This is a genomic window from Candidatus Thiodiazotropha sp. CDECU1 (genome assembly GCF_963455295.1).
Lineage (GTDB): Bacteria > Pseudomonadota > Gammaproteobacteria > Chromatiales > Chromatiaceae > Thiodiazotropha.
In genome coordinates, this window is record NZ_OY734020.1 from 3,376,212 (window position 1) to 3,388,639 (window position 12,428).

Consider the following 12,428-nt stretch of genomic DNA (forward strand, 5'->3'; position numbering starts at 1 on the left):
AGGTTAGGACAGCCTCTAAATCAGGAAATCTCAGGCAGGCTTCATCAATGAACCGCCTGTCGACGACCCCCATTTTTACTCCCTTGCTGGGAGTGACGATAAGCGACCTGCACAGAACCTGGTCCGAAGAACTGTTCAAGTCTGCGCAGCAACTCGTCTGTCGGATTGACCTGCCACTCCTTGCCCAACTGGATATCGCCACAGGCGTCCGTTGCCTGATAGTGCAGTCTGATTCCGGTGGTGCCGCCCCTGAAGGGAGAGAGTATCTGTTGCAGTTGTTCACTGAATCCGGATATATCGAGACCGTTGAGAGAGACTTTGATATTCAGCAGACCCGCATAGTGTGAACGGGCCTGTTCAAAGGTCAGCAGATTATCAACCCGAATACTGAGCCCACCGCGAAACTCGTCGTAGTTGAGATTACCCGATACCACCAGGATATTGTCCGCGGAGATCAGTTCACGATGTTGTTCATAGGCCTCGCTGAAGAGGGTGCATTCGATACGCCCGCTGCGATCATCCAACACCAGGGTGCCCATACGACCCCGTTGTGTCTGCCGGTGGCTGGCGCTGACCACCAGACCGGTCACCACCACCGGCACCCCGCGACGCCTTTGCCCCGGCTCCGGGGTACCGTCAAGGCTGAGATCACCGATGCGGCTGCTGCTGATATTGCCCAACTCCTCGGCATAGCGGTCGATGGGATGACCGGTGAGATAGAGGCCGAGGGTCTCCTTTTCCCCCAGCAGGCGCTGCTCCTCCTCCCATTCATCCACATCCTTGGGGATCACCTGGGCGTGACTGGCCTCCTGCGGCTGTGGATCGCCCATGCCGAAAAGATCGTTCTGACCCACCGCCTGCATGGCATGGTGCTGTTCCGCAAGCTTTAAAGCCAGTGGCAACTGCATCATCAGGGTGGCCCGGTTGGCGCCCAAGCCGTCGAGCGCACCGGCGCGGATCAGTGACTCGGTCACCCGCCGGTTGACCTTGCGCTGATCGATACGACGACAGAATTCAAAGATATCCTGGTAAGCACCATGGCTGTTACGTTCATCGATCACCGACTCGATGGCGGATTCACCCACCCCCTTGATGGCGCCGAGGCCGTACACGACGCTGTTATTGTCAGTGGCGGTGAACTTATACTCCGAGAGGTTGACCTGGGGGGCCTCGACCTTGAGGCGCATACGGCGACACTCCTCGATCAACGGCACCACCTTGTCGGTATTGTCCATATCGGCTGAACAGACGGCGGCCATGAAGGCGGCCGGGTAGTGGGCCTTCAGCCACATGGTCTGGTAGGAGACCAGGGCATAGGCGGCGGAGTGGGATTTGTTGAAGCCGTAGCCGGCAAACTTCTCCATCAGGTCGAAGATGTAGGTGGCGGTCTCTTCCTCCACCCCCCGCTCCACGGCGCCCTGGCGAAAGATCTCCCCCTGCTTTGCCATCTCCTCCGGTTTCTTCTTACCCATGGCCCGTCGCAGCAGGTCGGCACCACCGAGGGAGTAGCCCGCCAATACCTGGGCGATCTGCATCACCTGCTCCTGGTAGAGGATGACGCCGTAGGTGGGCTTCAGGATTGGCTCCAGATCCGGGTGCGGGTATAACACCTTGGCCCGGCCATGTTTACGGTTGATGAAGTCATCCACCATCCCTGACTGCAGGGGGCCGGGGCGAAACAGGGCGACCAGAGCGGTGATGTCTTCGAAACAGTCGGGTTGGAGTTTTTTGATCAACTCCTTCATGCCGCGGGATTCCAACTGGAACACCGCAGTGGTCTCGGCACTCTTGAGGAGTTTGAAGGAGGCCTCGTCATCCATGGGTATGGCATTGATGTCGATCGGCTCCTCGCCTTTACTTACCCGCTCCCCATTCACTGTCTTGAGCGCCCAATCGACGATGGTCAGGGTGCGAAGACCGAGAAAGTCGAACTTCACCAGGCCGACCTTTTCCACATCGTCCTTGTCGAACTGGGTGACCAGCCCCTCCCCGTTGGCTTCACAATAGAGGGGGGTGAAATCGGTCAGCAGTCCGGGGGAGATGACCACACCGCCGGCATGTTTGCCTGCATTCCTGGCACAACCCTCCAGCTTTTTCGCCATACCGATAAGTTCGCTCACCTCCTCGTCCGTGGCATAGGCCTGCTTCAGGTCGTCGCTTTCGGCCAGGGCCTTGTCGAGGGTCATGCCGATCTCGAATGGGATCATCTTTGCCACCCGGTCGGTGAAACCATAGGGATGGCCCAGTACCCGGCCCACATCACGCACTACCGCCTTGGCCGCCATGGAACCGTAGGTGATGATCTGGGATACCGAATCGCGCCCATAGCGTTGGGCGACGTAATCGATCACCTGGTCGCGTTTGTCCATACAGAAATCCACGTCGAAATCCGGCATGGAGACACGCTCCGGATTGAGAAAGCGCTCGAACAGCAGCTCGTGTTCGATGGGATCGAGGTCGGTGATCTTTAGGGCATAGGCGACCAGCGAACCTGCCCCCGAACCACGCCCGGGACCGACCGGGATATCATTGTCCTTCGCCCACTGAATGAAGTCGGCGACGATGAGGAAGTAGCCGGGAAATCCCATGCTGTTGATAACGTCCAGCTCAACCTGCAGGCGTTCGTCATAGACCTTTCTCTGCTCGGCAAAGTCGGATGATTGCTTATCGAAGATGCGTGCCAGCCGCCACTCCAGGCCCTTGCGGGATTCGGCGGCGAGAAACTCAGCGATGGTCATCCCCTCGGGGATGGGAAAATCGGGGAGAAAGTTTTTACCCAGGGTCAGTTCGATGGTGCAGCGCTTGGCGATCTCAAGGGTATTCTGCAGTGCCTCGGGGATGTCGGCAAACAGCTCCACCATCTCTTGCGGGGTACGCAGGTATTGCTGCTCGCTGTAGTTTCTGGGCCGCCTTGGATCGTCGATGATACGCCCTTCATGGATGCAGACCCGCACTTCGTGGGCGTCGAAGTCATCCGCTTGCAGGAAATGCACATCATTGGTGGCCACCACGGGCACGCCATAATCCGCCGCCAGGGCCACACTCTCATGCAGACAGCGCTCCTCCTCGGTGCGCCCGGTACGATGCAGTTCCAGATAGTAGCGGTCACCGAACAACTCCAGCCAACGGTTGAGCAGCCGCTCCGCCTCAGCCTGGTTGCCGGCCAGCAAGGCCCGTCCCACATCCCCCTGTCGACCGGCGGAGAGGGCAATCAGTCCATCCGTATTGCCACTCAGCCATGCAGCATCCATGAGCGGGCGACCCAGGTGTTGACCCTCCCGGTAGCTACGCGAGACCAGACGGGTCAGATTGTTGTAGCCAACCTGGTTCTGCACCAATAACACCAGGCGAAAAGGTGTGTTGATATCCTCCGGGTTGCGAATCCAGGCGTCGACACCGGCGATGGGCTTGACCCCGGCGGCCAGGGCGGCTTGATAGAAACGTACCAGGGCGAAGAGGTTCGACTGGTCGGTCAAGGCCACTGCGGGCATGCCTGACTCAGCCACCTGTTTGACCAGGGGTTTGACACGCACCAGACCATCTACCAGGGAGTATTCGGAGTGCACGCGAAGATGAACAAAGGGGAGTTCCATGGTTGCCTATTCTACCCCGAATCGGTCTCAGGTCATGAGCCTGATAGCAACCGTTTTACCGGTGCGAATGAGCGCCGGTGAATCGGGGTGACGCCCAGAGAGCGCAGACCCTCCAGGTGCTGCTTGGTTGGATAGCCCTTATGGCGCGCGAGTCCATAACCGGGATAGCGGCTGTCCAAATCGACCATCTCACGATCCCGAGCCACCTTGGCAATGATAGATGCTGCGCTGATTGCCTCCACAAGGGCATCCCCGCCAATCACCGTATCCACCCTACAGGCCAGCTGCGGAGCGTGTTTGCCATCCACCATGGCCAGACTGGGCAGGCAAGGCAGGCCCTCCACCGCCCGCTGCATGGCCAACAGGCTCGCCTGCAGGATATTGATCCGATCGATCTCTTCCACTTCCGCCCGTCCCAGACACCAGCTATGGGCCTGCTCCTTGATCAGCTGGGAGAGCTGTTCCCGGCGTTTCTCACTCAACTTCTTGGAATCGGCCAATCCCTCGATGGGTCGCTCAGGATCGAGTATCACGGCTGCCGCGACAACCGGTCCTGCCAAGGGGCCCCTTCCCACCTCATCGACACCTGCAACCAGGGTAAGTGCTTTTGCCATGCTCATAGTCACCTAAAATCAGCGTTACACACCCGTGCCATCACCCCAATCAGAGTGGCAACACATCAAATCATATGACCAAGGTCATGAGTTTATTTGTCAAACAGACGGAGATCGATAGGGAGTTCAGCTCATTCTGAGATCGACTCCAATACCTCCAGCCTAAGCTGTTTTCTATCGACCTTGCCATTGGGATTGGTTGGCAAACTGGTACGAAAAATCACTTCAGCCGGCATCATATAACTTGCCAATCGCTGTTTACAATTATCCAGCAACTGCTTTTCCGTCACTTCGATACCGCTTTTAAGCGTAGCTACAAGCACGATCGACTGGCCTATCGTGGTGTGAGGAATACCCAATGCAATCACCTCGGATACCAGGCCCGAACGGTAGAATATCTCTTCGATCTCGTTTGGGCTGACCCGATAACCCATTGTTTTGATCAAATCATCATCTCTGCGCATGAAATAGAGATAGCCTTCGCTGTCCATCTTCACGATGTCCCCCGACCAGACTGCCAGCTCATTGCCTGGTATGGCATCATTGCGATTGGGTATTGGTCTGAATCGCTGATTTGTCGCCTCCACATCGTTCCAGTAACCCATTGAGACCAGCGATCCACGATGAACCAACTCACCGGGTTCATCCACGCCACAGGGGCTTCCGTCGCTGCGTAACACCAGTACCTCGGCATTCGGAATCGCCTTGCCAATGGAGGTGGGTCTTTTCTTGACCTGATCCGGCGCCAGGTAGGTCGATCGAAACGCCTCAGTAAGCCCATACATGAGATAGATCTCGGTATCGGGCAGTACCTGGCGCAGCAGCTCCGTGGTCTCTACCGGCACCACGCCACCGGAACTGGTGATATAGCGCAGGTGGGATGCAACTTCGCCGGGCCAGGGCAGCTCGACCAGCAGATTCCATAATGGTGGCACCGCGGCCAAGCCGGTGATCTGCTCCTGGGCAAGGGTGTTGAGCACTTCCATAGGCAACAGGTAGTTGATCAATACGACAGTAGCGCCGACCAGAAATGCGGTTGTCAACTGGCTCATGCCATAGTCGAAGCTGAGGGGAAGTACTGCAAGGATCCTGTCAGACGAGCTGTTTTTCAAATATTGGGCGACACTTTTCGCGCCATTCACCATGTTCCTATGGGAAAGGATTACACCCTTCGGATCACCAGTGCTGCCCGATGTATAGATGAGCGAGACCAAATCCGTATCGATCACCCGATGTCCGCGAGGGGCGACAGGATTCGCGATCAACTCATCCCAGGCGATCAAACGCTGGGCATGCATTCCCTCCTCCTCGCTGTCTACCCCATCAATCAAAACCACGCTTTGTAGATCGACGCAATACCCAAGGGCGGTTTTCAGCGAACGGCATTTACCCTGGGTGGTAATCAGGACCTTGGCATCGCAGTCCAGCAGAATATGCGAAACCTGATGGGCCTTGAGGGCCGGATTGATTGGCACGAATACGGCACCCGCCGCAGCCGTGGCGAAAATAGAGACCACATCCTCCAGGCACTTTGGCAGATAGATTGCGACACGGTCCTGTTTATCGATTCCGATATCGATCAGAGCCCGGGATATGTGATCGACCTGTTGTGCAAGTTCAGCATAGGTCAGAGAGGTTGATTTGTACTTGAGGGCCGTTTGTGACGGAGTGCGGCTGGCCGATTCGTATATAAGATCATGGAGAAGTACAGCCATCGCTAACTAAAGGTATCCCTGCCGCAGGTAAATGATATGTGATTATATTTTCCGCATAGCCAATAAGAGCAAAAAAATCACCCTCTGTCTAATCAAATAATGAGTGACCGCCGGAATGCCAGGCTCTAATTTTCAGCCAGCAAATCCAGGACTGCATCGGCGGCGGCCTGGGCGGCATCACGACGCAGATTCCTGTGGATTTCCATATAGGCGCGGGTAATCTGCGCACGCTTTGTCGCGTCTTCGAGAAACGCCAGCACCGCCCTACCCAGGGCGCCCGGTTTGCACGCCTCCTGGATGAATTCAGGGGCGTAGGGTTGATCGGCAAGCAGATTCGCCAATGCCACATGGGGAGTTTTCAATAACTTAAAGCGGCGAATCAACCAAACCGTGAGCGGTGAAAGTCGATAGGCCACCACCATGGGACGCTTCAGTAACAGGGTTTCAAGGGTAGCCGTACCCGATGCGGTCAGCACCACATCTGCTGCACGAATCGCATCTCTGGGTCTACCATTGAGCAGCGTTACCTGCAATTCAGGCGCAGTCGCTTCAATCAGTTCCTGAAAAAGCTGTTTGAGCTTCTGATTCACCATCGGCGCGACAAACTGCAGATCCGGCCTTTGCTGTTGCAGCCACAACGCTGTTTGCAGGAACACCGGGCCAAGCCTGCTCACTTCACTCATCCGGCTTCCTGGCAATAGGGCGACAACAGGCCTTTCCCTCACCAGGCCCAACCCATCCCTGTTCGCTGCGGGTTCTGACGGCTCCAGGGGAATCTGGTCCGCCAGTGGATGCCCCACATAGACTGCAGGCACCTTGTGTCGAAGCAGAAAATCGACCTCGAAGTCAAAGATACAGAGCATCAGGTCAACCGCCCTTTGCAGCTTCTTCACCCGGCCCTGCCGCCAAGCCCAAACCGTGGGACTGACAAAATGCGCTGTTGTTACACCGGCCGCTTTGAGCTTGGTCTCCAGTGCCAGGTTGAAATCGGGGGCATCGACCCCTAACACGAGATCGGGGGGATTGGCGAGAAAGTAGGCCAGCAGGTTTTTACGTGTGCGTAGCAGTCCAGGCAGATGACCGATGACCTCGGCAAACCCCATCACCGGATCCATCTTGGCAAGAGAACGGCAACCTGCCGCCTCCATCAACGGCCCTGTCATACCCTCGAACTCGATATCCGCATGCTTGGCGTGCAAGGCTTCGATCAATGCCGCTGCCAACTGATCACCCGACACCTCATTCGCCAGGATGCCGATCCTTGGGGGTCTCTTTGCTTGTCTCTGTTGCATAGACGGAAATAGAAATACCCAAGGCTAACGTAAAATACCTCGACCCTTATGTTTGAGGAAATCGGTCAGGATCTCAAGTTCAGGGGTATCGCTCAGCATCGCATCGATCCCTTCCCTGGCCTCTTCCAGGCGTTTCTTGGAGAGATAGATCAGTTTATAGGCTCGTTTGATCTGTTGGATGGCGTCATCGTTGAATCCCCGGCGGCTCAATCCCTCCCGGTTGATACCATGCGGTTTGGCCGGTTGCCCCGAGGCCATGACGTAGGGCGGCAGATCCATGCTGATTGCCGATCCCATCCCGGAAAAACTGTGTGCCCCCACCCGACAGAATTGATGCACTTTCGTGAACCCCCCCAGGATAGCGTGACGCCCAATCTGCACATGCCCGCCCAGGGAGGCCGCATTGGCCATAATGATATGGTCCTCCAGTACACAATCATGGGCCACATGGATATAGGCCATCAGCAGATTGTCATTGCCGATCCTTGTCACACCCTGATCCTGTACGGTGCCGCGATGCAGGGTGGCAAATTCACGGATCACATTGCGATCACCGATCTCCAGGGTGGTCGGCTCACCGGCATATTTCATATCCTGGGGATCTTCCCCTACCGAGGCAAACTGGTAGATCCGGTTGTCCCGGCCTATCTGGGTCGGTCCCTTGATCACTACATGAGGACCGATTTCAGTCCCGGCGGCGATCTTGACCCCGGCGCCGATGATTGTGAAGGGACCCACGCTGACCCCTTCATCAAGCTCAGCATCCGGATCGATAACTGCGCGTGGATCTATCAGTTGCCTATCTCCCGTGCCGTACACATGATATCCGCGGTGGCCACGGTTTTGTCCCCGACCTTTGCGGTGCAGGCGAAAAAGCCGATACCACGTTTCATCTTGTTCTGATTGACTTCGATGATGAGTTGATCACCAGGCTCCACCTGATGCTTGAATCGGGCCTTATCGATACCGACGAAAAGATAGATGGTCGTCTCATTGACTGTTTCCGGATTGGACTCCATCGCCAACAGGCCGGTCGCCTGTGCCATCGCTTCGACGATCAGTACACCCGGCATCACCGGTTGAATGGGAAAGTGGCCGTTGAAAAAGGGTTCGTTGTAGGTGACATTTTTCAATGCCAAGAGCCGTGTATCCTTCTCATACTCAAGCACCCGATCGATAAGCAGAAAAGGATAGCGGTGCGGCAGCAAGCTCAGCACCTTATTGATGTCCATTGCGATCAAACCGCCCTCCAGTTTCTCATGCCATTCATCTCAACGGCTCTCTACAGGTCGTCTAGATGTTTTTTCTTAAGGAATTTCATCTGTTTTGCCATCGACTCCAGATTTCGGAGTCTTGCAACCACTCTTTTCCATGCGCCATTTTCCATAGCCGGAAGGTTACCACTGTAGTATCCCGCCTCTCTGAATGAGCGGGTAACCAGGGTGGCCGCTGAAAAATGCACATTATCACCTATCGTTAAATGCCCCACCAGGCCTGTCTGACCGCCGATGGTGCAGTGACTGCCGATCTTGGTTGAGCCAGCCACCGCTGAGCAACCGGCCATCGCCGTACTCCTGCCAATTTCCACGTTATGGGCAATCTGAATAAGATTATCCAGCTTGACCCCATCATGCAGAATCGTATCCTCCAATGCACCTCGGTCGATGGTGGTATTGGCACCAATCTCCACATCGTCCCCAACCCACACCCGACCGAGCTGCGGCACTTTGAGCCAATGCCCCTCATCATTGGCCAGGCCGAAGCCATCCGCACCCAGCACAGCGCCTGGGTGGATCAGGCAACGTTCACCCAAGCGGGTGTCATGGCACAGGGTCACATTCGCCACCAAGCGGGTATCGGCGCCAATCCTGCAATTGTCCTCGACCACGCAGCCAGGGCCAATATAGACTCCCGATTCGATCCTCACCCCCTCCCCGATCACACTACAGGGTCCAATCCAGGCACCGCTGTCAATCGAAGAAGATCCAGCTACGACCGCGGTTACATCGACACCGGGCGTAAAGGTTTCATGGGGAAATAGTTTTTCAGCCACCTTGGCATAGGCTAGATAGGGATTGTCGGAGACCAATGCGGAAACCGGGCAATCAGCAGCATCCTTTTCATAAAGGATCACCGCCGATGCCTGGGTCGTGGAAAGGTAGCGACGATAGGCGGGATTACTGAGAAAACTGATCTCTCCGGGTTTTGCGCCCTGTAGTGTCCCAACCCCGGTAATCGTCGTTTTCGGATCACCTAGCAGTTTCGCCCCAACAGCATCTGCCAGGTCACCGAGACTGGATCCAGATGATCTTGATACCACCTTATTCCGCTTTCAGCTGACGTAACTTTTCCAGCACCTTATCGGAAATGTCGATCTTTTTGCTAAAGTAGACGACACCATCTGAAACGATAAGGTCTATGTTCTCACTCTTGCCCACTTCCCGGATCACTTCACGCACCTGCTGACGAAGTTTCTTGAACTCCTCATTCTGGCGCAGATTGAGATCCTCGCGAAACTCGGTCTGGGCGTTCTTTAACTTACGGCTTCGACTGAGAATGTCCCGTTCCAGCCTCTTGACCTCAGACTCACTCATCACCGAACCATCCCGCTGCAGCTTCTCTTCGAGCTGCTTGAGCTGTTTCTGGGAGGCAAGCAGATCCTTCTCCCGACGGGAAAACTCGGTTTGCAACCTCTCCCTGGCCGTTTTGTATTGCGGTGACTCCTCGAAGACTTTTGTGGCGTTCACAAAGCCAATACGATACTCCTCAGCAGATACACTGAAGGTCACGAACAATCCTAAGGTAATAACAATTAAAATTTGTCTTAGCGAATTCACCCATTCACTCCCAAACTGATTAAAAACCACCACCAATCCTGAATTGAAGGTTCTTTATATCATCACCCTCTTCCTCTTTGATCGGATACCCCCAGCTAAATGAGAGGGCACCCACTGGTGAGAACCAGGATAACATCAGACCGGTGGAAGCCCTAAACAGGTCCCACTCGATCTTCTCACCCCCTGCCAGATCAAATACGTTGCCCGCATCGACAAAGAAACCGGCACGCACCGTATCCTTGAAATCATCGCCAAAGGCGGGAAAGAGTAACTCCATCTGACCCACGATTCTAGCATTTGCTCCCAAAGCATCATCCTGGGAGTCCTGTGGCCCCAGGGTATTCTCCTCGAAACCCCTTACCGAACCAATGCCGCCGGCGTAGAAGTTGCGGAAAAAGGGCAACTCGTCATCTTCCCCATATCCGTCTCCATATGCCAACTCCCCATTCAGCTTCAGGGTCAGCGAGTTGGTGAGTTGGAAATAGTGGGCATTTGAATATTTAACACGGTAATACTGCAGGTCACTGCCGGGGGTATTGGCCTCGACACTGAATACCTGCCGGCCACCGCGATTGGGGAATATGGCGCGATCCCTGGTATCGTGAATCCAGCTACCCACGATTTCGAAATCGTCAAACTCATCGCCATTGGTATCGATGAACTCCTCGATTTCATCAGAAGGGGAGGAACCAAGGAAGAAGGTCGTACGCTCATAGGCCAGACTGAATCTAAGCCGATCGTATTCGGTCAAGGGTATACCGTAGTGGACCCCAAGACGTCCCACATCGGTGGAATAGCTGGAGATATTGAGTTCGGAGAAATCAGTCTTCCGATAACTCATCTCATAACCCTGACTCACACCATCGATGGTGTAGTAGGGATTGGTATAGGAGAGGGAGAGCTTTTTGGTCGCGTCACTGGTATCGAAGCCGGCACTGAATCTATTCCCTGTGCCGAGAAAGTTGTTTTCACTGATACTGGCATTGAAGATCACACCCTGGGTCTGGGTAAATCCCACACCGGCACTGAACTGCCCGGACGCGGCCTCGGTCACCGCCAGGTTAACGTCCAACTGATCCGTTGAGCCGGGTACCGCAGGGGTCTCCATGTTCACATCACTGAAAAAGCCCAAACGCTGTAGCCGTTCCCGGGAGAGGCGGGTCTTTTCACCGGAAAACCAGGCGGATTCCATCTGCCTCAACTCTCTGCGCAGCACCTCATCGCGGGTGTTGGTATTACCCGATATATTGATGTAGCGGACATACACCCGCTTACCCGGATCGACGAAGAAGGTGATCCCCACTTGCTTGTTTTCACGATCGATGTCCGGAATGGTGTTGACGTTGGCGAATGCGTATCCCACATCGGAATAGTGACTGTTCAACCTATCTGCGCTGGCGGTCAGTTTTTTGCGCGAAAAGACCGCTCCCCGTTTAAGGTGGATCAGGGGGAATAGCTCTTCCGGGGGAATTTCCAGATCCCCGGCCAGCTTGATATCGTTTAGGGTGAAAACATCGCCCTCGTCCACCACCACGGTAATGTAGATATCCTTCTTGTCCGGTGTAATGGATACCTGGGTAGACTCGATCTTGAAGTCGATGTAACCCCGGTCGAGATAGAATGAACGCAGTGTCTCCAGATCGCCGGAAAGCACTTGTTTGGAATATTTGTCCCGGCTGGAGAAGATGGCATACCAGGAGGGTACACCCAGGGCAAACTCATCCAACAACAGATCATCCTCATAGGCCTGGTTGCCAATAATATTGATGTGCTTGATCCTGGCGGTCAGGCCCTCGGAAATCTCGATATCCAGGCCGACACGGTTTCTCTCCAGCGGGGTAACGGTGGATTGGATCTTGATGCCATATTTGCCCCGGGCGAAGTATTGACGGTTGAGCTCCTGCTCCACCTTCTCCAATAATGCCCGCTTAAAGACCCGCCCCTCCGCCAGGCCGATGTCCTTTAACCCGGCCATCAATGGCTCGGTATCCAGCTCCTTGTTGCCAGAGATATTTATCTCCGCAATGGCGGGACGTTCACGGACGAATACGATCAGAACATTGGCGTCGCTTTCGAGCCTTATATCCTTGAAAAAGCCTGTTTTGTAGAGGGTGCGGATAATGTGCGAAGTGTTGCCCGCGTCGACCACATCCCCGGTCTTGATGGGCAAGTAATTGAACACTGTCCCAGCCGAGATCCGCTGCAGACCTTCCACCCGTATATCCTCCACCACAAAGGCGGCAGCCTGCTGGGTCAACAGCTGTCCACCAAGCAGAACAACAAGGATTAAAATCCGGGAAATTAGAGGCATTATCAATAACTACAACAGTGTTTTTTCAAATTATCCGTACTGGACGGTTCACATTCAGAACGATTT

General features: G+C 55.0%; 9 protein-coding genes. All 9 read right to left on the reverse strand.

Going from position 1 to position 12,428, the window contains the following annotated elements; all coding sequences use genetic code 11:
- Positions 1-44 precede the first annotated feature (44 nt).
- On the reverse strand, positions 45-3,593 hold the full coding sequence (gene dnaE, locus R2K28_RS15345; RefSeq protein ID WP_316365735.1) for a DNA polymerase III subunit alpha: 3,549 nt from the start codon (positions 3,591-3,593) through the stop codon (positions 45-47).
- A 32-nt stretch (positions 3,594-3,625) separates the two neighbouring features.
- Complete coding sequence (rnhB, locus tag R2K28_RS15350) at positions 3,626-4,207, reverse strand: ribonuclease HII (protein ID WP_316365736.1); 582 nt, start codon at positions 4,205-4,207, stop codon at positions 3,626-3,628.
- A gap of 131 nt (positions 4,208-4,338) precedes the next feature.
- A complete protein-coding gene (locus tag R2K28_RS15355; protein ID WP_316365737.1) occupies positions 4,339-5,922 on the reverse strand; it encodes an acyl-CoA ligase (AMP-forming), exosortase A system-associated in 1,584 nt (527 codons plus the stop codon).
- A gap of 125 nt (positions 5,923-6,047) precedes the next feature.
- Positions 6,048-7,214 (reverse strand): lipid-A-disaccharide synthase, encoded by a 1,167-nt coding sequence (gene lpxB, locus R2K28_RS15360; RefSeq protein WP_316365739.1) that lies wholly within the window; start codon positions 7,212-7,214, stop codon positions 6,048-6,050.
- 24 nt (positions 7,215-7,238) lie between these two features.
- Positions 7,239-8,033, reverse strand: a complete 795-nt coding sequence (gene lpxA / locus R2K28_RS15365) for an acyl-ACP--UDP-N-acetylglucosamine O-acyltransferase (protein WP_442871405.1) — start codon at positions 8,031-8,033, stop codon at positions 7,239-7,241.
- On the reverse strand, positions 8,006-8,446 hold the full coding sequence (fabZ, locus tag R2K28_RS15370) for a 3-hydroxyacyl-ACP dehydratase FabZ (protein ID WP_116446685.1): 441 nt from the start codon (positions 8,444-8,446) through the stop codon (positions 8,006-8,008). Before fabZ ends, lpxA begins: the two co-directional genes overlap by 28 nt.
- A gap of 50 nt (positions 8,447-8,496) precedes the next feature.
- Positions 8,497-9,534 (reverse strand): UDP-3-O-(3-hydroxymyristoyl)glucosamine N-acyltransferase, encoded by a 1,038-nt coding sequence (gene lpxD, locus R2K28_RS15375; RefSeq protein WP_316365745.1) that lies wholly within the window; start codon positions 9,532-9,534, stop codon positions 8,497-8,499.
- Position 9,535: 1 nt separating this feature from the next.
- On the reverse strand, positions 9,536-9,961 hold the full coding sequence (locus R2K28_RS15380; protein ID WP_316365747.1) for an OmpH family outer membrane protein: 426 nt from the start codon (positions 9,959-9,961) through the stop codon (positions 9,536-9,538).
- A gap of 109 nt (positions 9,962-10,070) precedes the next feature.
- Positions 10,071-12,362 carry an outer membrane protein assembly factor BamA gene (gene bamA, locus R2K28_RS15385; RefSeq protein WP_316365748.1) on the reverse strand — a complete coding sequence of 764 codons (2,292 nt, stop codon included), beginning with the start codon at positions 12,360-12,362 and terminating at the stop codon, positions 10,071-10,073.
- Between the last annotated feature and the right edge of the window lie 66 nt (positions 12,363-12,428).